The organism is Herbidospora solisilvae (genome assembly GCF_009901565.1).
GTDB classification, from domain to species: Bacteria; Actinomycetota; Actinomycetes; order Streptosporangiales; family Streptosporangiaceae; genus Herbidospora; species Herbidospora solisilvae.
The window spans coordinates 195,677-217,971 of record NZ_WXEW01000004.1 but is presented as its reverse complement, the minus strand read 5'-3'; the positions used below and the strand labels follow the sequence as shown (position 1 = coordinate 217,971).

Genomic DNA, 22,295 nt, shown 5'->3' with positions numbered 1-22,295 from the left:
TGAGATCCCGTTCTCTGAGCTGCCGAATGACGACCGGGGCGAATGTGCACTGGGTGTTTGCGTCCTCGTGATTCTCTGATAGGGGTCCGCGCTGCGGGCATACCGAGGGTAGGCGACTTGCAGGTTGCGCTTTCACCGGTGTCGATTACGTGTGGTGAGCGAGGTGGTGGCGTCATCCTGACGCCGCGCAGCTGGACCCAGTGTTTTTATGGGCCTTGTTCGAGGTATTTCTCCGCATCGGTATTTTCCTCTGCCGTCTCGACATCTTGATGAAAAGCAAATACTCGGCGAACATGATCATAAGGTGATCGCTTTATGCACCATATGATACGTTCATGTCGATCGCCGGCAGTGTCAACGACTTGGAGTCGCATGTCCAGGCGCGCTAGAACCGACATTGCCTTATTGTTTAGGGCGACTATCTCGGTTCCTGGGTCCGATGCTCCCGAAGGCGGGATGCCGGCGCCTTTGTGGAGGGCGAGGATTGCAAAGTCCGCGTGATGAGATAGCCCAGCGTTCTCGATTCGAGCGACAACGTCTCCCCGGCTCTGCCATTCACATGTGCTGAGAGGGTCTGCATTGTTGTTCGATTCTCCGGATAAAGAGTATCTGTATTTCACATCATGAACAATGGCTCGGCCGGGGCCGGCGTTCTTCAGGTGTAGAGTCCTTTGTGAGTTCTGTATGAATCTACTGGGCTCTTGGTGTGCGGTCCATGTGAGATATGGATGCGTCGATTTCGATAACTGGATGCGCGCGAGAATTAGTGTTGCAATTATCCCGGCCAGGGTTGCAGTTGCGGAAAGGTCGAGGATTATCAGTCGCCAAGGCCACTGCTTGCGAATGTCTGGATCGAGATTGTTCTTTATGATCTCCCAGATCAGATTTATGAGGAGAGCTGCCAGGATGAGTCGTGGGCCAAGCCATGACTTGACATCCCTTTTTATTACCCGCTGGTCCCAGTTTTCCCTCATGGCTCACCCGGCGCATCTTCGCGTAGTAACTATCCATGTGAATGCGGGAAGGTCTAGATACTTATTCATTTTCCCAACGAGCGCACCCGAGTGCAGGTTCCTGCCCCTGCCATCTGCCTTCGGCCCACCGCGGAGGAGGCGGTCGGCTGCGCTTTGCCTGGGTCGACGGCAGACGGGATGCACCCCGCGCCCCAGCCGGAGCGACGGTAAGGCCGATCCCGGAGCCGGAGCGTCCCCGCCAGAGGCGAACAACAGCCGGTCTCAGGTCTGGGCAATCTCCGAACCCCGTCCTGTGCAGGTTCTGTATTGGTCGCCGACGGCCCTTCCCCCGTCCGCGCCAGTCGTCCGGCCGTGCTCTTAGCCGTTGCCGGGAGCATAAGCGGCCGGCGGCGTGCCGAGAGAGCGGCGTGTGCGGCCCGGTCAGGGCCACCTTGAAGACGTACAGGAAGTTTTCACCGAGCGGGCGGATCCCGGAGAAGTCCAAGGCGACTGAAGCGCGTCACTCGGCTACGTCCTCTCGGCACACGTTGGCAGGCCGCAGCGGTGAAGGACTCCTGACGGACGACAGCGGCGCGCAGGCCGGCTGGCCCCTGGAAGCTTGAACGCGCAATACGAAAAGCCCGCAGCAAGGTACAGGACCTTCCTACGGGCTTCCGGTTCCACGACTTGCGGCACTACCTCGCATCGCTCCTGATCGCCTCGGGCGCTGACGTCAAGGTCGTCCAGGCCCGGCTACGGCACGCGAGCGCCAAGACCACGCTCGACACCTACGGGCACCTGTGGCCGGACTCCGACGTGTCGACCCGCGCCGCGATCGACGCGGTTTTCACCGCTCGGACGGAACTGAGGCAGAACCAGCACGGCACCGCGCGATAACCATGCAGGTCACCGCGCGGTCACCGATCAGACGTCGTAGTAGAGCTCGAACTCGTGCGGGTGCGGGCGCAGCCGGATCGGGTCGATCTCGTTCTCGCGCTTGTACGCGATCCACGTCTCGATCAGGTCAGGGGTGAACACGCCACCCTCGAGCAGGTAGTCGTGGTCGGCCTCGAGGGCGTCGAGCACCTCGGGGAGAGAGCCCGGCACCTGCGGCACCGAACGCGCCTCCTCCGGGGGAAGCTCGTAGAGGTCCTTGTCGACCGGCTCCGGGGGCTCGATCTTGTTGCGGATGCCGTCGATGCCGGCCATCAGCATGGCCGCGAACGCGAAGTACGGGTTGCACGACGGGTCGGGCACCCGGAACTCGATGCGCTTGGCCTTCGGGTTCGACCCCGTGATCGGGATGCGGACGCACGCCGACCGGTTGCGCTGCGAGTAGACCAGGTTGACCGGCGCCTCGTAGCCGGGCACGAGACGGTGGTAGCTGTTCACCGTCGGGTTCGTGAAGGCCAGCAGCGACGGCGCGTGCTTGAGCAGGCCGCCGATGTAGTAGCGGGCGATGTCCGACAGGCCGGCGTAGCCGACCTCGTCGTAGAACAGCGGCTCGCCGTCCTTCCACAACGACTGGTGGCAGTGCATGCCCGAGCCGTTGTCGCCGAAGATGGGCTTCGGCATGAAGGTGACCGTGTGGCCGAACTCCAGCGCCGTGCTCTTGATGATGTACTTGTACAGCATCAGCTTGTCGGCGGTCTTGAGCAGCGTGCCGAAGCGGAAGTCGATCTCGGCCTGGCCGGCGGTGCCGACCTCGTGGTGCTGCATCTCGGTCTCGATGCCCGAGTCGATGAGGCGGCGGACCATCTCCGAACGCAGGTCGGTGAAGTGGTCCATCGGCGGGACGGGGAAGTAGCCGCCCTTGTAGCGCGGCTTGTAGCCCAGGTTGCCGCCCTCGGTCGCGGTGCCGGTGTTCCAGGCGCCCTCGATCGAGTCGATGTAGTAGAACGACGAGTGCTGGTTGGTCTGGAAGCGCACGTCGTCGAAGATGTAGAACTCGGCCTCGGGGCCGAAGTAGACCGTGTCGGCGATGCCGGTGCCCTTGAGGTACTCCTCGGCCTTGCGCGCCACGTTACGCGGGTCGCGACTGTAGGCCTCGCCGGTCAGCGGGTCGTGCACGAAGAAGTTGATGTTGAGCGTCTTGTGCTGGCGGAACGGGTCGAGCACGGCCGTGGACGGGTCGGGCAGCAGCAGCATGTCCGACTCGTGGATGGCCTGGAAACCTCGGATGGACGACCCGTCGAACATGAGGCCGTCGGAGAAGACGTTCGGGCCGAAGTTCTCGACGGGGAAAGTGAAGTGGTGCGTCGTCCCCGGCAGGTCGGTGAACCTGACGTCAACGAACTGCACGCCTTCGTCCCGGATGTACGACAGGACGTCGTCGGCGGAGTTAAACACTCTCGAACCTCCCAGGGGCACTGGCTTAGCAGACTGAAAGTAGGACTGTGCCGTTTCCGTCCCATGTCTCGTTTGTTTCACACGTGTTAATGGGAAGCACGCTGTCGAAACCTGACCGCAGGGTGTAACTACCGGCGTCGCCGCAGGTCATCGTTACGACCGAATAGGGCGGCCATTACTCTGGAGTCATGAGCAGAGAACCCCGCTGGACGCAGACCTGGCTGAGCGGCACGCCTGCCGTTCAAGACTATCCGGGACAGCGACTGGGCCTGCCTGAGCAGGGTAAAGGTTCCATTGCCCGATTCGGCAGACGCCTCGGGGCGCTGTTCATCGACTGGCTGATCTGCGCGTGGGCGATCAGTCAGGGGCTGCTCCGGCTGACCGGCACCGACGCCGCCCTGGTCACCATCGGCATCCTGGCCCTCGAATACGTCCTGCTCGTCGGCACGATGGGCATGACCTTCGGCATGCGCCTGCTCAACATCAGGGTCGCCACGCTCGACGGCGGCCAGCCGTCGCCGAAGGCGGTGCTGATCCGGACCGTCCTGCTCATCCTGGCGGTGCCGGCCCTGATCTTCGACAAGGACCAGCGCGGCCTCCACGACCGCTTCGCCCGGACCGTCGTGCTCCGGGAGAAGTAAAAGCTTCCATTCCGTTACGGCTCCGCCCACCCCGGCACCGACCGCCGCCCAGCGCCGGTCGCCGTGACCGGCGCCGACCGGCCGCGTGCGGTGATCAGGGTGACGTGACCCGGAAGATCGCCGTTCCCGGGAAATGGCGGCCTCGCAGCGGGCTCCACCCGCCCCAGACCCGGTCGTGCCCGGACGGCCACTCGGGCTCGATGAGCTCGTCGAGCCGCAGCCCGGCCCCGGTGATCGCCGCGATCCAGTCGCCCATCGTGCGGTGGTGTTCCACGTAGGTCACCTCGCCCGCGTCGTCGCGCTCCAGGTAGGGCGTGCGGTCGAAGTAGGAGCGGTCGCTGGTCAGGCCGCGGGGGCCCGGGTCGTCGGGGAAGGCCCAGCGGATCGGATGGGACACGGCGAAGACGAACTGCCCGCCCGGCTTCAGCACCCGGGCCACCTCGCGCAGCGCGCCCTCGGCGTCGGCGACGAACGGCATGGCCCCGAAGGCCGAGCAGGCCAGGTCGAAGGTGCCGGCGAGGAAGGGGATCTTCTCGGCGTCGGCCTGCACGACCGGCAGGGCCGTACCGAGATCGAGGTCGATGCGGCGGGAGTGCTGCAACTGCCGGTGCGAGACGTCGAAGGCCGCCACCGAGGCGCCCTGGGCGGCGAGGTGGCGCCCGCACTGGCCCGCGCCGCAGCCGACCTCCAGGACCGTCAGCCCGCGCACGTCGCCGAGCAGCCCCGCTTCGGCCTCGTCGAGGCCCTCGGGGCACCAGACGAACCCGTCGTCACGCAGGAACGCGCCGTGTTCGGCCTGGTAGTCGTCGGCCGCGGAGTCCCAGTAGCCCCGGTTGGCCCGGGACGAGGTGAGGCTGTCCGGAGTGGTCACCGGGGGCGGACGCCCTTCGGCAACCGGGCGCCCTTGGGCAGCGGGCCCTTCGGCATCGGGATCGACGGGGTCAGCGCCCGCATGCGGTTGTTGACCTCGGAGACGGCCGGCTTCTTCAGGTTGCGCGGCAGCTTCATCAGGTGGCGCTGGAGCTTGGCCAGCGGAACCTGGCCCTCGCCGTCGCCGCACTGCACGTCGTAGACCGGCACGTCGATGGCGACCCGCTGGACCCGCTTCTTCTCGGCCACCAGCATCTTCTGGACGCGGCTGCCCGGACCCTCGGAGACGAGGATCACGCCGGGGTAGCCGACCAGGCGGAAGACCAGGTCCTGCTCGCGGTTGACCGCGACCGGCTTCTCCTCGACCATCCAGTTGCCGCGCATGCCCTGGAGGATCGCGTAGACCGCGCCGGGCTGGCCGTCGAGCAACGAGTACTGCGCGCGCTGCGCGAACCGGCCGAACAGCAGCATGCCGGCCAGCAGCGCGACCGGGATGCCGAGGATCAGCACGTACCAGAACGCGCCGGTCAGCAGGCCGATGACGACCGCCAGCGCGATGACCGCGACGACCGTCGCGTATACGATCGGCATCCCCTTGGGGTTGGCCTTCTTGATGATCTGAGCGACCATCCGGAGTTGCTTGATGCGGCCTGGGTTCGCCGAGTCCTTCGCCATGCCCTGAAGGATACAAATCCCGGGCTCCAATCGTGAAAACGAGACCGGACCCGATCGGAGCCGTAGTTATAAAACCGTAATAAATCTCGGTGTGATCCCCCTCCGCGCGGGCAGTGGAAGCGCTTACAGCCCAGAGCGGAGGGGCCACGGGTGTCCGATTCCACGATCTACGAAGTCGCGCGTCTGGCCGGGGTGTCGATCGCCACGGTCTCCCGGGCGCTGCGCGGCACCGGGCCGGTGTCGGCGGCGACCCGCGAGAAGGTGCGGCAGGCGGTCGAGCAGCTCAGGTTCACGCCGAGCCGCCTGGGGGTGTCGCTGGCCGAGGGCCGCCACGCCGCCGACGGGATCGTGTTCCCCGACCTGTCCGGCCCCTACTTCGGCGAGGTCCTGCTCGGATACGAGGAGGTCGCCGCCGAGCTCGGCCGGTCGGTGCTGATCCTGTCGACGCGCGACCGGGCCGGGGTGCCCGAGACGGTCAAAGACCTCGCCACCCGGGTCGACGGGCTGGTCGTGTTCGGCCAGACGCTGCCCGACGCGCTGCTCACCGAGCTGGCCGACTCGGGGCTGCCGATGGTCATGCTGGCCCGCGAGGCCCATCCCGGCACCGAGGCCGTGCGGAGCGAGAACGCGGGCTCCGCCGAGGCGCTGGCGGTGCACCTGATCGCCCACGGCCACCGGAGGTTCGCGCTGGCCGGCGGCCACGACGAGGGCGACGTCAGCCAGCGGTGGACGGCCGTCGCCCGCACCCTCGGCGACCACGGGATCACCGTGCCGAGGCCGGTGGAGTGCCCGTACACGGTCGAGGGCGGTCACGAAGCCGGGCTCACCCTGTTGCGCGACCGCCCCGACGTGGTCATGTGCGCCGACGACCAGGTGGCCCTCGGCGTGATCCTGGCCGCCGAGGAGCTCGGGCTGAACGTCCCCGGCGACGTCGCCGTCACCGGCTGGGACGACATCATGGCCGCCCGCCACTCCCGGCCCGCCCTCACCACCGTGCGCCAGCCCCTGCGGGAGCTCGGCGCCGCCGCCGCCCGCCTCCTGGACGAGCTGATCGCCGGGGCGGAGCCGACGGACTCCACACGCGTTCTCGCCACCGAACTCGTCATCCGGGCGAGTTGTGGCGCCCATCAAGTGCACCCCCCGGAGGAACAGTGAAGAAGAAGTACGCCATAGGACTGCTCGCCGTCGCCCTCGCCGCCACCGCGTGCGGCCGGGACTCCGGCGGCGCCGCCGAGGAGGCCGAGGCCGTCGACACCGCCAAGGCCAGCGGGTCGGTCACCGTCTGGGCGATGGGCACCGAGGGGGAGAAGCTCGACGCCTTCGCCCAGAAGTTCGAGCAGGCCAACCCCGGCATCACGGTCAACGTGACGGCCCTGGGCTGGGACGTCGCGCACGACAAGATCACCGCCGCCATCGCCGGCGATGCCACCCCCGACGTGTCGATGATCGGCAACACCTGGCTGAGCGAGATGGTGAAGACCGGCGCGATCGAGCCGACCCCCACCGACCTGGTCGACCAGAACGCCTTCTTCCCCAGCGCGTGGGCCACCGGCGTCGTCGACGGCGCCGCCTACGGCATCCCCTGGTACGTCGAGACCCGCGCCTTCTACTACCGCACCGACCTGGTGAAGGACGCCAAGGCCCCCGCCACCTGGGAGGAGGTCACCGGCTTCGTCAAGCGGCTGCGGGAGGAGGGCGCCGAGCTGGGCGTCGAGCAGAACTTCCGGACCGGCTCCTGGCAGGAGATCGCCCCGCTGCTCTACCAGGCCGGCGGCGACTTCCAGGCCGACGGCAAGTGGACCCTCGACACCCCGCAGATGATCCAGGCCCTCGACCACTGGGGTTCCTTCTTCAAGGACGGCCTCGCCGCCACGAACCAGCCGACGGGCGCGTTCCCGCAGACGTTCGTCTCCGGCCGCGTCGGCGCCTTCTACTCCGGGCCGTGGATGATCACCACGATGGAGCAGGAGGGCGGCGACGGCTTCAAGGACAAGTTCGCCGTCGCGCCCTACCCGAAGGGCCCGTCCGGCGGCACCAGCCTGGTCGGCGGCAGCAACATGGTCGTCTTCAAGGACAAGCCCAACCGCGCCGCCGCCTGGAAGTTCCTGACCTGGCTGACCGACCCGAAGGTGCAGGCCGAGTGGTACACCACGGCGTCGTCGCTGCCCAGCGTCCAGGCCGCCTGGCAGGAGCCCGCGCTGACCGCCGACGAGCGGGTCAAGGTCTTCGGCGCCCAGCTCGAGGACGCCAAGCCCGCCCCGGCCGTGCCGACGTGGGAGCAGGTCGCCCGGGTGATGGAGACCGAGCTGGAGAAGTACGCCCTCGGCAAGCAGGACTCCGCCACGACCGCCAAGCGCATGCAGGAGCAGGCCGACCAGATCGGCACCGGGGCCTGAGCCATGGCGACCACCCTGGAACGGCCGGTCGCCGTGAAGACGCCGGCGCCGAAGATCGGGAAGCCGCGGAACTCCTGGGTGGCGTGGATCTTCGTGCTGCCCTTCCTCGTCGTGTTCGTCGTGTTCTGGGCCGGTCCGCTGCTGGCCGGCCTCGGCATGAGCTTCACCGACATGCGCAGCACCGACGTCCGCGACCCGTTCGCCGTCGACGTCGTCGGCGTGGAGAACTATCTGCGCCTGTTCGACGACGAGCTGATGCGCAAGGCGGCGCTCAACACGCTGATCTTCGTGGTGACGACGCTGCCCCTGACGATCGCGCTCGGCCTGGCCGCCGCCGTCGCGCTCAACTCGGGCATCGCCCGGCTGCCCGCCGCGTTCTTCCGGCTGGGCTACTACACCCCGTACATCACCAGCATCATCGGCATCGCCGTGGCCTGGCGGTTCCTGCTCGACCCGGACGCCGGGCCGGTCAACCAGTTCCTCGGCTGGATCGGGATCGACGGCCCGGCCTGGTTGTCCGACGAGCGCACCGCCCTGCCGGTGATCATCGTGATGACGGCCTGGCGGAGCTTCGGGTTCGACATGGTCGTGCTGCTGGCGGCGCTCCAGGGCATCCCGAAGGAGCTCTACGAGGCCGCCGACATCGACGGCGCCGGGCGCTGGCAGCGGTTCCGGTCGGTGACCGTGCCGATGCTGAGGCCCGCGCTGCTGTTCTGCACCGTCTACTCGTCGATCGGGTTCGCCCAGTTCATGGAGGAGCCCCTCGTCATGACCAGGGGCGGCCCGGCCGGGGCGACCACCTCGGCCTCGCTGGCCATCTACAACCAGTTCGGCGCGGGCGCCTACGGCTACGCGGGCGCCGCCGCGACCGTGTTGTTCACCGTGATCGTCGCGCTGGCGTTCCTTCAGTTCCGGATCGGGAGGCGGTCGTGAAACGTCGTGCGTCGACCTATGTATTGCTGGCCGCCGGCCTGCTGGTGGTGGTCTTCCCGTTCCTGTGGACGATGCTCGCCTCGTTCAAGCCCGAGAGCGAGATCCGGCGCAACCCGCCCACGCTGCTGCCGGCCGAGTGGACGACGAGCAACTACGCCGGCCTGTTCGAGCGGATGAACATGGGCACCGCGTTCCTCAACAGCGCGGTCATCGCGATCGCCCTGGTGGTGGCGAACCTGCTGTTCTGCTCGATGGTCGGCTACGCCTTCGCCAAGTTGCGGTTCCGGTTCAGGAACACCCTGTTCGGCCTGGTGATGGTGCAGATGATGGTGCCGGCGATCGTGGTGATGGTGCCGCAGTTCGTGCTGATCGCGAAGCTGGGGCTGGTCAACACGTTCCTGGGGATCGTGTTGCCGTTCGTGGTGGCGCCGCTCGGCATCTTCATGATGCGCCAGTTCATCGCCGACATCCCCGACGAGCTCATCCAGGCCGCCCGCGTCGACGGGGCCAGGGAGTTCCGTGTCTTCTTCTCGATCGTGCTGCCGCTGTGCCGGCCCGCGCTGGCGACCCTGGGCCTGATCACCTTCATGACCTCGTGGAACAACTTCCTGTGGCCCGCCGTGGTGGCCCAGAGCGAGGACATGTACACCCTGCCCGTCGCGCTGGCCATCTTCAGCAACGCCCAGGCGACCCAGTACGGCCTGCTCATCGCGGGCGCCGTCGTGGTGGTCGCGCCCATCCTCCTGCTCTTCCTGTTCCTGCAGCGCTACTTCGTGCAGGGCATCGCCTCGACCGGACTCAAGTAAGGAACCCGCGCATGCGAATGGCGCTGGCCGTGCTGCTGGCCGTATCCCCGGTGGCAGCACCCGCGGAGAACACCCTGACGACCTACGCGAAGGACACCTGGAAGTCCATGGTGGCCATGGTCGACCCGGCGACGGGCCTGCCGGCCGACAAGATCGAGGGCACCCTCGACCCCGCGACCCGGGCCAAGGTGACCTCGCCGACCAACATCGCGACCTACCTGTGGAGCACGGTCGCCGCCCGCGACACCGGGATCATCTCGAAGCGGGAGGCCGAGCAGCGGGTCGCGAAGGTGCTCCAGAACGTCCAGAAGCTGGAACGCCACGAGCCGACCGGCCAGTTCTTCAACTGGTACGACCCCCACACGCTCGCGCTCGTGACGACCTGGCCCGACAGCGGCGACCCGGTCGCCCCGTTCGCCTCCAGCGTCGACAACGGCTGGCTCGGCGCGGCGTTACTCATGATCCGCTCGGCCGTGCCGTCGGTCGCCCGCGACGCGGACAAGCTGGTGCGGAGCATGGACTTCTCGTCCTACTACGACCCGCAGGGCGCCGCCGCCCAGGGCACCGGGCTGCTGCGCGGCGGCTTCTGGCCGGACAGGCCCGAGGGCTGCTCGACCCCGAGCGACTACAACGACTCCGGCACGACCGTCTACTCGACCTGCCACCACTACGGCGCGATGACCGAGACCCGGATCACCTCCTACGTCGGCATCGTCCTCGGCCAGATCCCCCGCGCGCACTACTTCGGCATGCTGCGCACCCACCCCAACGACGACTGTGACTTCGGCTGGGCCGAGCAGCGGGCCGAGGGGTCGTGGCAGACGTTCGAGGGGGTCCGGGTCTTCGAGGGCACCTACGGCTACAAGGGCATGCGGCTGGTCCCCACGTGGGGCGGCAGCATGTTCGAGGCGCTGATGGTGCCGCAGCTCGTACCCGAGGACGTCTGGGGCGCGAAGTCGTGGGGCCGCAACCACCCGGTCTACGTGAAGGCCCAGAAGGTCCACGGGCTCGACGACGCCGGGTACGGCTACTGGGGCTTCTCCCCGTCCAACAACCCGGCCGGCGGCTACCGCGAGTACGGCGTCGACGCGATCGGCATGGACACCGACGGCTACACCTCCGACCAGGAGCGCACCTCGGTCGACTACGGCTACGGCGACTGCCGACCGGCCAAGCCCGAGCCCGCGACCTACGGCGACGGCGTCGTCACCCCGCACGCCTCCTTCCTGGCGCTGCGCTACGCCGAGAAGGACGCCCTCGCCAACCTCGCCAAGATCAGGAACGACTTCGACTCCTACGGCCCCGGCGGCTTCTACGACGCGGTGGCCGTGAAGAGCGGGACCGTCGCCAAGCAGTACCTCGCCCTCGACCAGGGCATGATCATGATCGCGCTCGGCAACCGGCTGACCGGGGACGGACTGCGGGGCTACTTCGCCTCCCGCGACGTCGAGAGGGCCCTGAAGCCGGTGTTGTCGCAGGAGACCTGGGAGGTCCGTTCGTGAAGGCCCGTCGTGACTGGCAGGCGCGCATCCATCGCTCGTCGGGGGAGGTGACCACGGTCCCGCCCGTGGACCTCCCCCCGCCGGGGGGCCTGCGCGCCACCCCCGGCCGCGGCTGCGTGACCCTGACCTGGGAGCCGGTGCCGGGAGCGACCGGCTACACGGTCGAACGCTCGCCGTTCCGCGAGGGCCCCTACGGGGTGACGAGCCAGCCCGACGTGGACGTCGCGGCGGTGCCGTCGTGCCGTTACGTCGACACGGGCCAGGACCCGTGCTGGTACCGCGTGTCGGCGGTCGGCGGCCCGGCGGGCTCGCCGGTGCACGGGTCGCCGGGCGGCTCGGGCGTGGCCACGGTCGAGGTCTCCGGGACCGTCGCCCGGGAGCTGCCCCGGCCGTGGCGGTTCATGATCGGGTCGGAGCATCTGTCGTACATGTTCGAGGAGAAGGAGCTCGTCGAGGCCCTCAGGCTGGCGCACACCGAGCTGGGCGTGGCGACCGTGCGGGCCCACGCGATCCTGGACGAGGTGAGGATCCTCGACGACGGCTACGACTTCTCCCGGGTCGACCAGATCTACGACACGCTCATGGAGATCGGCCTGCGGCCCGTCGTGGAGTTGTCGTTCATGCCGGAGGAACTCGCCTCGGACCCGTCGAAGACCGTCTTCGGCTACGAGGCGATCATCAGCCCCCCGAAGGACTGGGACGCCTGGGGCGACCTCGTCCGCGCCCTCACCCAGCACTGCGCCGACCGCTACGGCCTCCAGGAACTGGTCGACAACTGGGCCTTCGAGGTCTGGAACGAACCGAACCTGGAGGTGTTCTGGTCCGGCACCCCGGAGGAGTACTTCCGCCTGTACGAGATCAGCGTGGCCGCCGTGAAGGACGTGCACCCGGACCTGCGCGTGGGCGGCCCGTCGTCGGCCGCCAACGGCTGGGTCGAGGAGCTGATCGCCCGGGACCTGCCGGTCGACTTCGTCTCCACCCACACCTACGGCAACGCCCCGCTCGACTGGCGCCCGGCGCTGGCCCGGCACGGCCGCGAGGGCACCCCGATCTGGTGGACCGAATGGGGCCCGACCCCCACCCACTTCCACGGCATCGGCGACGGCCCCTTCGGCGCGTCCTTCCTCCTGCACGGCATTAAGTCGGCGGCGGGACGGCTGGAGGCGCTGTCGCACTGGGTGGCCTCCGACCACTTCGAGGAGCTCGGCCGCCCGCCCCGGCTCTTCCACGGCGGCTTCGGCCTGCTGAGCGTCGGCAACCTGCGCAAACCCCGCTGGTGGGCGCTCGAACTCGCCAACCGCCTGGGCGACGAGGAACTGGCCGCCAAGGTCGGGGGCGACGCCGGGGGAGTGGAGGTCTGGGCCGCCCGCCGCGCCGACGGCACGGTCGGCGTCCTGCTCTGGAACGGCACCCTCAACCAGGCGAAGGCCGACGGCGACCCCGACCTGTCCCGCACCATCACCGTGACCGTCGACGGCCTCGGCGAGGGCGAGCACACCGTCACCCACCACCGCATCGACGAACGCCACTCCAACATCCGCGCCCACTGGCACGGAAAGGCCGACTGGCCCACCGGGGAGGAGTGGGAGACCCTGCGCGCGGCCAACGTCCTGGAGGAGCTGACGCCGCCCGTGACCACGAGCGGCTCGACGATCCGGGTGGCCTTCGACCTCCCGATGCCGGGTGTCTCCTACCTGGAGATCACCGCGTGAATCCCTGTCTTGACTGCCGGTGAGGTTGCCCCATTCTGGGGGTGACGATTGTCGGCGACAGGGGGCTCCATGCCAGCGGATGACGCTTCCCCACCATCGCGACGCCGGGTCCTGGCCATGGCGGCCGGGACCGGTCTCGCGGCCCTCGCCGCGCCACTCATGACCCCCGCGCCGGCTCGGGCGGCGCAGCATCTGTGGCGTTGGTGCTTCCAGTGCAGCGGCCTCTGGTTCAGCGGCAACGGCGGCAACGGATACTGCCCGCTCGGCACCGGCCTGTTCGGCTGGGACCATCCCCATCAGAGCTCCGGCAGCGGCGACTATCTGCTCCGGTTCGCCGACGAGCCGGGCGCGGGACAGATCACGTGGCGGTGGTGCCGTTTCTGTTCAGGGCTGTGGTCCACCGGTCGGCCGGACAACACGAGATGTCCGGCCGGAGGCCTCGCGGACGGCGGGCACGACTTCTGGGGCTCGGGTCAATACAAACTCGAGGCGCTGCCCAACATGACCAACGGACACGGGGGACAGGCCCAGTGGTTCATGTGCCGGAAGTGCGCGGGCCTGTTCTTCGCGGGCAACGGGCCCCAGGGGGTCTGTCCGGCCGGCGGCGCGCACGAGCACCAGGCAGGGATCGGCTTCGAGCACGTCCTTCGGCAGGTATGAGGAACGGCCGGGGGATCGTCCCCCGGCCGTGTCTCGGATCGTGTGGTCAGGCGCGGGCGCGCTGCTCGATCGCCTGCTGGTAGAGCCTCCCGGCCCGGTAGGACGACCGGACCAGCGGGCCCGACAGCACCCCGGCGAAGCCGATCGCCTCGGCCTCGGCCTGGAGCTCGACGAACTCCTCGGGCTTGACCCAACGCTCCACCGGGTGGTGGCGCGGGCTCGGGCGCAGGTACTGGGTGATGGTCAGCAGGTCGGTGCCCGCCTCGTGGAGGTCGCGCATCGCCTGGACGACCTCCTCCCGCTCCTCCCCCATGCCGAGGATCAGGTTCGACTTGGTCACCATGCCGGCCTCGCGGGCCATGGTGATCACACCGAGGGAGCGCTCGTAGCGGAAGGCGGGACGGATGCGCTTGAAGATCCGCGGCACCGTCTCGATGTTGTGGGCGAACACCTCGGGCCTGGCCGAGAAGACCTCGGCGAGCTGGTCGGCGTTGCCGTTGAAGTCGGGCACGAGCAGTTCGACGCCGCAGCCGGGGAGCAGCTCGTGGATCTGCCGGGCGGTCTCGGCGTAGAGCCAGGCGCCGCCGTCGGGGAGGTCGTCGCGGGCCACGCCGGTCACGGTCGCGTAGCGCAGGCCCATCTGCCGGACCGACTCGGCGACGCGCCGGGGCTCGTCGCGGTCGTATTCGGCGGGCTTGCCGGTGTCGATCTGGCAGAAGTCACAGCGCCGGGTGCACTGGTCGCCGCCGATCAGGAAGGTCGCCTCGCGGTCTTCCCAGCACTCGTAGATGTTCGGGCAACCCGCCTCTTCGCACACCGTGTGCAGGCCCTCGCGGCGGACGAGGGATTTCAGTTCGGTGTATTCAGGGCCCGTCTTCAGCCGGGTCTTGATCCACGCTGGTTTGCGTTCGATCGGGGTCTGGCTGTTGCGCACCTCCAGGCGGAGGAGCTTACGGCCGTCAGGGGCAACACTCACCTTGACAGCTTATGCCCTCGCTCAGGACAGCAGGCCAAGCCCCCTGACCGCCCGTTCGTAGTGGGTGCGCAGCTCCTGATCGACGTGTTCCGACTCGGTCAGCACGGCCACCGGAGGGCCGGGGTCACCGGTGGTCATCTCGCGCACGGCCGCCCGGTCGAGGGCGGCCCGGCGGATGGTCGTCACGTCCTCGCCGCGCAGCGCGGCGGCCTGCATCGGGGCCAGGTAGCTCCGGGAGGTGATCACCTCGGCGAGCTCGGCGATGGCGTCCGGGCCCGCGACGGCCGCCGCCGTGGCGGCGATCCCGGCCTCGGCGCGGGCCGTGCGGGCGCGGGTCAGCCGGTCCAGCAGGGCTCCCGCCACCACCGCCGGCCATCCCACGATCCAGCCCAGCATCCGCCCGAACCAGCCGGCCGTCTCGTAGGCCGTCTTGGGCGCCCACGCCCCCAGCGTCATGGCCATCTCCAGGTGGGCCCGCTGCCGCACCTCGTTGGCGCCGAGCCCGAACAGGGCCACCCTGACCTCGGCCAGCGTCGCCTTGGCCCCGCCGACGACGACGCCGTCGTCGAGCCGGTCCTGGGCGCACGCCGTCGCCAGCAGGGCCACCCGCAACGAGGGGGACAGGGCCAGCCAGACGGGCAGGCCGATCGTCAGCACCGGCCGCCGCCGCAGCCCGACCCGCTCGTAGGTCGCGCCCAGGCCCAGGTCGTGGACGGCCACCAGCGGCCGGGGCACCCCGGCCTCGGCGGCCACCCGCGCCGCCAGGCCGTACAGGAAAGGGGCCTGCTCCTCGGGGAGGACCTCGGCGTCGGGCGGCACCCGCCCCAGGCGGGGCCGGAGCATGACCCCCACCGCGACCAGGAAGAGGCCGAGCAGCCAGGCGGGCAGGAAACCGGGGGCCGCGGCGATCAGCGCGACGCCGACCGCCACGAACGCGAGGGTGAACAGGTGCACCACGAGGGCGACCAGAACGGCCGGCGCGCGAGACATGTCAGCATTGTGAGGATCCGGGCGCCGTGCTGTCATTCCCTATACGCGTCAAGCCCCGACCCGGGACATCTCCCGGGCATGGCGCACCAGCGTGAGCAGCACCTCCTTGACCGACTCCCGTTCGCGCGCGTCGCACGGCACGAGCGGCACGTGCTCGGGCACCGCCAGCGCCCGGCGGATCACGACCGGATCGTGGCGGCGGGCGCCGTCGAAGAGGTTGACCGCCACCATGTACGGGATCCGCCGCTGCTCGAAGAAGTCGACCGCGGGGAAGGCGTCGCCGAGGCGCCGGGTGTCGGCCAGCACGACCGCGCCCAGCGCCCCGATGGCCAGTTCGTCCCACATGAACCAGAACCGGTCCTGCCCGGGGGTGCCGAACAGGTAGATCCACAGGCCCTCGCGGAGGGTGATCCGGCCGAAGTCGAGGGCGACCGTGGTCGTCGTCTTGGTCTCCACGCCGCTGGTGTCGTCGACCCGGACGCCGCGGTCGCTGAGCAGTTCCTCGGTGGACAGCGGCTGGATCTCGCTGACCGCCGACACCATGGTCGTCTTGCCGACGCCGAACCCGCCCGCGATCAGGATCTTGATCGCGAGCGCGCCGGACCGGCCGTCAGAGCGCGCGTAGTCCATTGAGCACTTCCTGGTAGATCCGCTCGTTCAGGACTCCGGCCGTGGCCGCCGGAGGGTCGATCGACACCAGTCCCTCGCGCCGCAGGTCGCTGAGCAGCACGCGGGTGATGTTCAGGGGCAGCCGCAACCGGGTGCCGATGTCGGCCACCGTGGTGGGCCGGGTGGCGACCCGGAGGGCGGCGAGGTGCTCGGGGGAGAGGCCGGCCGGGTCGTACGGCATGCCGATCGTGGTCACCACGGCGATCACGTCGAAGGCCTCGCCCACCGGGCGGGCGCGTCCGCCGGTGACGGCGAACATCCGGACCAGGGGTCCTGGCTCCGGGTCCTCGTCAGCGGCCATGTACCGCCCTTGGCCGCGAGCTCAGGTGCTCCCCGACCCGCTTCACGAGCATGGTGAGCTCGTAGGTGACCACGCCCAGGTCGGTGTCGGGGCTGGTCATGACGGCCAGCCGCGCGCCGTCCCCGGCGGCGGTGACGAACAGGAACGCCCCGTCGAGCTCGATGATCGTCTGACGGACGTTGCCGACGCCGAACCGCCGGCCCGCTCCCTGGGCCAGGCTGTGGCTCCCGGCCGCGATGGCGGCCAGGTGCTCGGTGTCCTCCCTGCTCAGCCCCTGGGAGCCGCCCATCGCGAGCCCGTCGGCCGAGAGCACCACCGCGTGCCGCACCCCCGGCACCCGCCGGACGAGGTCGTCGAGCAACCAGTCGAGTTCCCTGGCGAGATCAGCCATCGGTCCTGTCCTTCCATATCCCCGTTTCGCGCCGGCCGCGTTCCCAGCCGCGCTGCATGGACGTCATCAGACCGGCCCGCCGTTCGGCGGAGCCCGTTTCCGCGCCGGTCTGCTGTGGTGCCTCTGGTGGCGGCGCCTCCCCGCGCAGGGGCGCCACGAGATGGGTCTGCGGGACCCGCTGCGGCAGTCCCTCCAGATCGAGGTCGTCCGGGACGACCACCGGCGGCGCGGACGGCGGCGCCGGGGTGTGCCGGGCCGGGGGCGCCTGGACGGGCGCCGGCGGGGGCGAGGAGAAGTAGCCGACCTGCCGCTGGTCCGGCACCGCCAGCAGGCTCGGCGGGATCATCACGATCGCGGTCACGCCCTCGTACGGCGACTTGCGCAGCAGCACCCGCACGCCGTGCCGGGCGGCCAGCCGGGCCACCACGAACAGGCCGAGCCGCTCGCTGTCGGCCAGGTCGAACTCCGGCGGTTCGGCGATCCGCCGGTTGAGCGCCTCCAGCTTGGCGTGGTCGAGGCCGAGCCCGCGGTCCTCGATCTCCAGCGCGTAGCCGTTGGCGGCGATCTCGCCGCGCACGTAGACGCGGGTGCCGGGCGGGGAGAACACGGTCGCGTTCTCGATCAGCTCGGCGACCAGGTGCATCAGGTCGTTGACCGCCGAGCCCTGCACGGTCGGCGCCTGCCGCATCTCCTGGACCACGACCCGCGTGTAGTCCTCGACCTCGGTGACGGCGCCCCGCACCAGGTCGAGGATCGGCACCGGCTCCCGCCACCGGCGGGACGGCGCCGCGCCCGACAGGATGATCAGGTTCTCGGCGTGCCGGCGCATGCGCGTCGAGAGGTGGTCGAGCCGGAACAGGTCCTCCAGCGTGGCCGGGTCGTCGACGCGGTGCTCCATGACCTCCAGCAGGGCCAGCTGGCGGTGCAGCAGCGACTGGTTGCGCCGGGCCAGGTTGAGGAACACCTGGCCGACGCTGCGCCGCAGCTCGGCCTGCCCGACCGAGGCCCGCACGGCCTCTCCGAGCACGTGGTTGAACGCCCCTGAAACGTTCCTGACCTCGACCGTGCGGCCTTCGGCCACCCGCGGGGTCTCCTGGACCGGGTCGACCGACTCGCCGGCGCGCAGCCGCCGGACCAGGTCGGGCAGCCGCGACCGGGCCACGTCGGTGGCGGAGGTCTCCAGGTCGCCCAGCTCGCGCACGAGGCGGCGGCCGAACCGGACCGAGATCAGCACCGACACGACGACGATGAGCAGGCCGACGCCCGTGATGATCGCCGTCCGCCACAGGATGGTGCCGACCCGCTGGTCGGCCGCGCCGAGTGCCCGGTCCATCGCCGCGCCGGTCAGGCGCTCGACCTCGCCGGTGACCTCGGTGCCGTTCCTGAGCCACTGCTGCAGGCCGTAGGGCAGTTCGCCCTCGGTCGGCACGAAGGCGGCGATGCGGTTCTCGCCCTCGGTCAGCGCGCTGTAGACGGGCCTGGCGAACAGCTCCTCCAGCCCGGCCCGCACGCCGGGGTCGAGCGCCGCCGCCTCGTTGCGCAGCAGGAACCGGCGGCTGACGACCAGTTCGACGAAGGTGGCGTGCATCGAGGGGGCCAGGTTCTCGTCGGCGATGGCGTAACCGATGAGGCTCTGTTCGCGGGCCAGCAGGTCGAGCCCGAAGTCGAGCGAGTTCAGCGACCGGACCTGCGAGTACTGCTCGGGGGTGAGCCCGCCGTCCTTGGCCAGGCTGGAGGTGAAGTTGTAGATCTCGTCGATGAGGTCGCTGTAGACGCCGATGGTGGTCACCGCCGTCGAGACCCCTCCGTCGACGGAGCCCCGTACGGCCGTCAGCCCGTCGAGCCGGGCCAGCAGCAGCCGGGTCGTGCTCGGCAGGTCGGCGGGGTCCTGTCGCGCCGTCGCCTCCCGGAAGTCGGCCACCGCCCGGTCGGTGTCGGCGCGCCGCTCGGACAGGTACTCGCGCGCGCTCACGCGCGCGTCGCGGAGCGCGGCGACGCTGAAACGGCGTTCCTGCCGCAGGGCGTCGCGCAGGGCCTCCACGGGCCGCAGATAGGCCGTGTAGCGCTCGCCGGACCGTAACAGGCCGGTCGCTTCGGCGACCGAGGTGACGGCGACGTAGGCCCAGACGGCGGTCAGGGCCAGCAGGGGCACGACGAGCAGGGAGAACGCCTTAGACCTGATCGTGTCACGATTGAAACCCATGGCTCTCGTCTCGTTCAGAGCGACGTTCAGCGCCCCCGAACGCATGCGGGTGCGCTCCATGGCGCCGCCCATGTGGGAGCAAGATAGTTACTTTCCGGCGTGATGTAAACAAAGGGAAACGCGGGCACCCATGGGGCGCCCGCGTCCTCCGGCGTCAATAACGCTCGGCGATACCCGAGTTGATTTCCGTGAGCGCGAGTGTGGCGTCGGTGTAACGGATCACGTTCTGCAGCGATGGAGATTGGGTGAGGGTGGCCTGGGCGTACCGGACGGCGTCGCCGACCGTGTTCAGGCCCAGCCTCCTGATCGTGACGGTCTCCACCCGGGTGCCGGCGTTGATCCGCCGGGTGCCCAGGTTGAGCAGCGTGGCCAGCATCTCGGCCCGTAGCTGCCGGGGCTGCAGCACCGGGAGCAGGAACGCCGACCCTGTCTCCTGGCGGCTGAGCGTGCCGTCGCCGCCGGTGTCGAAGCGCTGGTCGGTGGCGTGCACCCGGGCCAGGACCTCGGCCGTCTGCAGGTCGCCGCGCAGCGCCCACAGGGCGGGCGGCATCGGGTCGCGGCTCGGCGCCTGGACCGTGACCGTGGTCGCCGCCGACCCCGACGCCTCGTAGGCGCAGGCGTTGGAGCCGTAGGAGACCTTCGCCGAGGCCTGGAGCGTGCCCGCCTCGGTGAGCAGACTCGGCCGCCCGGTGAAGGTGACCGTGCCCTGCTGACCGGGGGTCAGCGTGCCGAGGTCGCGGGTCAGCGGCCCGGTGGTGTGCACGCCCGGGGGCGGGGTGAAGGTCAGTCTCGCGCCGCTCGCGGCGGAGCCTCCCTCGTTCTTGTACGTCACCGTGTAGGTGACGGTCTCGCCCGCCTTGACCGACGGCGTGGCGGCGACCGACGTCGTCACCTTGGGCGCCCTGACCGTGTAGGCCGCCGTGGCCGTGTTGTCGGCGCGTAGCGCGGCGTTCTCGTTGGAGGCGGTCACGGTCGCGGTGCTCTGCCGGGTCGTCCCGTCGGCGGCCTCACACGGCACCGTCGAGGTGAACGCCTCGGCCGCCCAGCCGAGCGGCGGGAGCTGCCGGGTCGCGCCGTCGACGGTCACCGTCGTGTTCTCCGACGCCACCGCGCCCTGGTTGGTGAGCGTGGCGGTCGCGGTGACCGTCTCGCCGGGCGCGGCCTGGGCCTTGTCGAACGCCAGCGCCGCCTTCAGGTCGGGGGAGGCGCTCCGGGTCATCTCGGTGTAGTCGAGCTCGTCGGGCATCGGGCCGTGGGCGCCGTCGGAGAAGCGCGGGCTGCTCGTGAAGTCGTAGACGAGCCGGTCCCAGTCGGTGTGCCCGACCATCGTCTCGTCGACCTTGGCGAAGCCGCAGTCGCCGCCCAGCCACGGGAACCGGTTGACGTTCATGGTGACGGGGTTGTCGTTCGTGTCGCCGTCCATGTTCCAGTCGATCTTGAACTGCGGGTTGGCGCGGTTCCACACCATGTCGTCGAGGACCCCGTTGCGGTCGACGTCGCCCCGGGGGTCGGGGGTGGTGAAGAAGACGTCCCTGACCAGGCCGCTGATGCCGGGGTTGCGCGTCTCGTCGAGCTGGTTCTCCACCAGCGTCGAACCGGTGAGCCGGGAGTAGCTCAGCGGGCGGCCCGAGTCGTAGCGGGGGAACTGCCAGATGTAGTTCATGACGCTCTGGTAGTTCGGCTTGCAGTTGACCTCGTCGAGGGTGCCGTTGTCGCGGCGGCCGCCGTGCGCCAGGCCCAGGGTGTGGCCGAGCTCGTGCATGAGCGTGCCCGCCTCGGCCGCCCGCTGACCGCCGACGTCGCCGAAGCCGTCCCAGCCGCCGAGCGACACGACGAAGTCGTTGCCGCCGCGTTCGTGCAGCTCGGCCCGGCCCGAGACGGTGCCGCCGCCGAGCAGTTCGTCGATGAAGACGCCGTAGCGGAACTTCTGCCGCTTGAAGCTCAGGATGTCCTGGCAGTGGGGGCTCGACCGGTCGGCCGCCGTCATGAAGCGGGCTGTGTTGCCGTCGCCGCAGGGCTTGGCCGGGTTGCCCGACTTGAGGTCGTCGAAGTCGTCGTAGGTGCCCGATGGCCGGTCGCCGGGATCGGAGTAGTCGGCGAAGTCGAGCTCGTCGGCGGCGGGCACCTCCTCGTTCACGAGGAGATGGAGGTTGATCCCGGTCGCGCCGGTGTTCGGGTTGGTCACCGGGGCGACGTCGAAGGCGTTCTCGACGTCGGCGACCGCGTCGTCGAGGGGCTTGTGGCCGGTCATGTAGTCGAGCTCGACGTAGAGGTCGCGGCGGTTCGGGTCGGCGTCCGGGAGCGTCATGTCGACGACGTCGTCGCCGTCGAAGTCGCGGCCCCGGTACTCCTCCCAGTCGGAGAACCCGTCCGCGTCGGAGTCGAATCCGGGGCCGGGGCTGATCTCCAGGCAGAGTTGCACCGACGGCTTGGGGTCGGCGCCGAAGACGCCGCCGCCGGGCTCGCCGTTCCCGGCGACGCAGCCGGTGCCGGTCAGGTCGCCGGTGACCTCGCCGTCGATCATGTTGACCGTGAACCGGGTGAACGGGTCGCCCGCGCGCGGCGAGGTGTCGGCCCAGTCGTCGCCGCTGGTCGAGTCGTGGTCCTTGATCAGGACCGAGATCTCCTGGTCGACGACGGTCGTGGGGATCTGCTGGGTGAGCGTCCAGAACGGCGCGATCTGCGACCGGTCGTCGGGGGCGCGGGGCGTGGTGTGCACCGGGAACCCGGCGTAGGTGATCTCGGCGTAGAAGTCGGGGGTGGATTCGCCCAGGGCCTCCAGGCCCGCCTCGTCGCAGTCGGCGACGCAGGAGACGAGTAGAACCCGGACGGTGAGCGGCTGCGTGGTGGCCGCTCGTGCTGGTGTGGTGAGAAGGGTGATCCCGGAGATCGTCAGGAGGAGGGCCAGGACCACCCGGAGGGTACGGGTCGGCATGCCTTCGACGGTCGTGGTCTTCCGGCCGGAAGGCTTGAGTACCCCTCTACTCGACGAATCCCATCCGGCATTCCTCCAGCTGCCCCAGAATGAGCTTCACCCGCTGTTGCAGCCATTCCGCGGCCTTCGCCGCGCCCTCCGGGTCGTCGAGGTAGGCCACGTCGATCCCGAGTTCCAGCATGGCCCGCGCTTCGGCAGCCTGCGGGTCGCTCGGCGGGGCCTCCGTGGTGAGCTGGGAGAGCACGGCGATCAGGTGGTCCAGCATCGCGTCCGGACGAGGTCCGCCGTTCGTCATGATCGCAGTCTAGGCATGGAATGCGGCCGCCTGGTGTT

Annotated in this window: 21 protein-coding genes; 9 read left to right on the top strand and 12 right to left on the bottom strand. The window is 69.6% G+C overall.

Annotated elements, in window-relative coordinates; genetic code table 11:
• Positions 1–206: 206 nt before the first annotated feature.
• Entirely contained in the window at positions 207–974 is a 768-nt protein-coding gene (locus GT755_RS14340; protein ID WP_161480215.1) for a hypothetical protein, read from the bottom strand.
• 609 nt (positions 975–1,583) lie between these two features.
• Here GT755_RS14340 and GT755_RS14335 point away from each other — a divergent pair.
• Complete coding sequence (locus tag GT755_RS14335; RefSeq protein ID WP_161480620.1) at positions 1,584–1,850, top strand: tyrosine-type recombinase/integrase; 267 nt, start codon at positions 1,584–1,586, stop codon at positions 1,848–1,850.
• Between the two features lie 27 nt (positions 1,851–1,877).
• Here GT755_RS14335 and glnA read toward each other — a convergent pair whose 3' ends face one another.
• Positions 1,878–3,302 carry a type I glutamate--ammonia ligase gene (gene glnA, locus GT755_RS14330; protein WP_030450515.1) on the bottom strand — a complete coding sequence of 475 codons (1,425 nt, stop codon included), beginning with the start codon at positions 3,300–3,302 and terminating at the stop codon, positions 1,878–1,880.
• Positions 3,303–3,490: 188 nt separating this feature from the next.
• On the opposite strand from glnA, the gene GT755_RS14325 reads away from it, so the two are divergent.
• Entirely contained in the window at positions 3,491–3,943 is a 453-nt protein-coding gene (locus GT755_RS14325) for an RDD family protein (protein WP_161480214.1), read from the top strand.
• Positions 3,944–4,037: 94 nt separating this feature from the next.
• Here GT755_RS14325 and GT755_RS14320 read toward each other — a convergent pair whose 3' ends face one another.
• On the bottom strand, positions 4,038–4,814 hold the full coding sequence (locus tag GT755_RS14320) for a class I SAM-dependent methyltransferase (protein WP_161480213.1): 777 nt from the start codon (positions 4,812–4,814) through the stop codon (positions 4,038–4,040).
• Complete coding sequence (locus GT755_RS14315; protein ID WP_161480212.1) at positions 4,811–5,488, bottom strand: DUF4191 domain-containing protein; 678 nt, start codon at positions 5,486–5,488, stop codon at positions 4,811–4,813. The genes GT755_RS14320 and GT755_RS14315 overlap by 4 nt, the downstream gene beginning before the upstream one ends.
• Before the next feature lie 150 nt (positions 5,489–5,638).
• Between GT755_RS14315 and GT755_RS14310 the strand changes: the two genes are divergently transcribed.
• From GT755_RS14310 to GT755_RS14280, 7 genes are all read left to right on the top strand, one after another.
• Positions 5,639–6,643 carry a LacI family DNA-binding transcriptional regulator gene (locus tag GT755_RS14310; protein WP_161480211.1) on the top strand — a complete coding sequence of 335 codons (1,005 nt, stop codon included), beginning with the start codon at positions 5,639–5,641 and terminating at the stop codon, positions 6,641–6,643.
• Positions 6,640–7,884, top strand: a complete 1,245-nt coding sequence (locus GT755_RS14305; protein WP_161480210.1) for an extracellular solute-binding protein — start codon at positions 6,640–6,642, stop codon at positions 7,882–7,884. Before GT755_RS14310 ends, GT755_RS14305 begins: the two co-directional genes overlap by 4 nt.
• 3 nt (positions 7,885–7,887) lie before the next feature.
• Positions 7,888–8,817, top strand: a complete 930-nt coding sequence (locus GT755_RS14300; protein WP_161480209.1) for a carbohydrate ABC transporter permease — start codon at positions 7,888–7,890, stop codon at positions 8,815–8,817.
• Entirely contained in the window at positions 8,814–9,623 is an 810-nt protein-coding gene (locus GT755_RS39530) for a carbohydrate ABC transporter permease (RefSeq protein ID WP_202610031.1), read from the top strand. Before GT755_RS14300 ends, GT755_RS39530 begins: the two co-directional genes overlap by 4 nt.
• A gap of 11 nt (positions 9,624–9,634) precedes the next feature.
• A complete protein-coding gene (locus tag GT755_RS14290; protein WP_202610030.1) occupies positions 9,635–11,125 on the top strand; it encodes a glucoamylase family protein in 1,491 nt (496 codons plus the stop codon).
• Positions 11,122–12,837, top strand: a complete 1,716-nt coding sequence (locus tag GT755_RS14285; RefSeq protein WP_202610029.1) for a GH39 family glycosyl hydrolase — start codon at positions 11,122–11,124, stop codon at positions 12,835–12,837. The genes GT755_RS14290 and GT755_RS14285 overlap by 4 nt, the downstream gene beginning before the upstream one ends.
• 117 nt (positions 12,838–12,954) lie before the next feature.
• Positions 12,955–13,497 carry a hypothetical protein gene (locus GT755_RS14280; protein ID WP_161480208.1) on the top strand — a complete coding sequence of 181 codons (543 nt, stop codon included), beginning with the start codon at positions 12,955–12,957 and terminating at the stop codon, positions 13,495–13,497.
• Between the two features lie 46 nt (positions 13,498–13,543).
• On the opposite strand, the gene lipA is transcribed toward GT755_RS14280, so the two are convergent.
• The 8 genes from lipA to GT755_RS14240 all read right to left on the bottom strand — a co-directional run bounded on the left by lipA (position 13,544) and on the right by GT755_RS14240 (position 22,257).
• Positions 13,544–14,473: a lipoyl synthase gene (lipA, locus tag GT755_RS14275; RefSeq protein ID WP_161480207.1), complete on the bottom strand. Its 930-nt coding sequence runs from the start codon at positions 14,471–14,473 to the stop codon at positions 13,544–13,546.
• A gap of 21 nt (positions 14,474–14,494) precedes the next feature.
• Entirely contained in the window at positions 14,495–15,463 is a 969-nt protein-coding gene (locus tag GT755_RS14270; protein WP_161480206.1) for a M48 family metallopeptidase, read from the bottom strand.
• Between the two features lie 48 nt (positions 15,464–15,511).
• Positions 15,512–16,093 carry a GTP-binding protein gene (locus GT755_RS14265; protein ID WP_161480205.1) on the bottom strand — a complete coding sequence of 194 codons (582 nt, stop codon included), beginning with the start codon at positions 16,091–16,093 and terminating at the stop codon, positions 15,512–15,514.
• The gene (locus GT755_RS14260; protein WP_161480204.1) at positions 16,074–16,433 is read right to left on the bottom strand and encodes a DUF742 domain-containing protein; all 360 of its coding nucleotides are present in this window, start codon (positions 16,431–16,433) and stop codon (positions 16,074–16,076) included. The genes GT755_RS14265 and GT755_RS14260 overlap by 20 nt, the downstream gene beginning before the upstream one ends.
• Complete coding sequence (locus GT755_RS14255) at positions 16,423–16,824, bottom strand: roadblock/LC7 domain-containing protein (protein WP_161480203.1); 402 nt, start codon at positions 16,822–16,824, stop codon at positions 16,423–16,425. Before GT755_RS14255 ends, GT755_RS14260 begins: the two co-directional genes overlap by 11 nt.
• On the bottom strand, positions 16,817–19,099 hold the full coding sequence (locus GT755_RS14250) for a sensor histidine kinase (protein WP_161480202.1): 2,283 nt from the start codon (positions 19,097–19,099) through the stop codon (positions 16,817–16,819). The genes GT755_RS14255 and GT755_RS14250 overlap by 8 nt, the downstream gene beginning before the upstream one ends.
• An 82-nt stretch (positions 19,100–19,181) precedes the next feature.
• A complete protein-coding gene (locus tag GT755_RS14245) occupies positions 19,182–21,962 on the bottom strand; it encodes a DUF11 domain-containing protein (protein ID WP_161480201.1) in 2,781 nt (926 codons plus the stop codon).
• Positions 21,963–22,008: 46 nt separating this feature from the next.
• Positions 22,009–22,257: a hypothetical protein gene (locus GT755_RS14240; RefSeq protein ID WP_156045140.1), complete on the bottom strand. Its 249-nt coding sequence runs from the start codon at positions 22,255–22,257 to the stop codon at positions 22,009–22,011.
• Between the last annotated feature and the right edge of the window lie 38 nt (positions 22,258–22,295).

Excerpts from the sequence above, each read along its gene's own strand:
- GT755_RS14270 (WP_161480206.1), bottom strand. The coding sequence starts at position 15,463 with ATGTCTCGCGCGCCGGCCGTTCTGGTCGCCCTCGTGGTGCACCTGTTC.
- GT755_RS14290 (WP_202610030.1), top strand. The coding sequence starts at position 9,635 with ATGCGAATGGCGCTGGCCGTGCTGCTGGCCGTATCCCCGGTGGCAGCA.
- GT755_RS14245 (WP_161480201.1), bottom strand. The coding sequence starts at position 21,962 with ATGCCGACCCGTACCCTCCGGGTGGTCCTGGCCCTCCTCCTGACGATC.
- GT755_RS14260 (WP_161480204.1), bottom strand. The coding sequence starts at position 16,433 with ATGGCCGCTGACGAGGACCCGGAGCCAGGACCCCTGGTCCGGATGTTC.
- GT755_RS14240 (WP_156045140.1), bottom strand. The coding sequence starts at position 22,257 with ATGACGAACGGCGGACCTCGTCCGGACGCGATGCTGGACCACCTGATC.
- GT755_RS14255 (WP_161480203.1), bottom strand. The coding sequence starts at position 16,824 with ATGGCTGATCTCGCCAGGGAACTCGACTGGTTGCTCGACGACCTCGTC.
- GT755_RS14325 (WP_161480214.1), top strand. The coding sequence starts at position 3,491 with ATGAGCAGAGAACCCCGCTGGACGCAGACCTGGCTGAGCGGCACGCCT.
- GT755_RS14280 (WP_161480208.1), top strand. The coding sequence starts at position 12,955 with ATGGCGGCCGGGACCGGTCTCGCGGCCCTCGCCGCGCCACTCATGACC.
- GT755_RS14340 (WP_161480215.1), bottom strand. The coding sequence starts at position 974 with ATGAGGGAAAACTGGGACCAGCGGGTAATAAAAAGGGATGTCAAGTCA.
- GT755_RS14250 (WP_161480202.1), bottom strand. The coding sequence starts at position 19,099 with ATGGGCGGCGCCATGGAGCGCACCCGCATGCGTTCGGGGGCGCTGAAC.
- GT755_RS14300 (WP_161480209.1), top strand. The coding sequence starts at position 7,888 with ATGGCGACCACCCTGGAACGGCCGGTCGCCGTGAAGACGCCGGCGCCG.
- GT755_RS14315 (WP_161480212.1), bottom strand. The coding sequence starts at position 5,488 with ATGGCGAAGGACTCGGCGAACCCAGGCCGCATCAAGCAACTCCGGATG.
- GT755_RS14265 (WP_161480205.1), bottom strand. The coding sequence starts at position 16,093 with ATGGACTACGCGCGCTCTGACGGCCGGTCCGGCGCGCTCGCGATCAAG.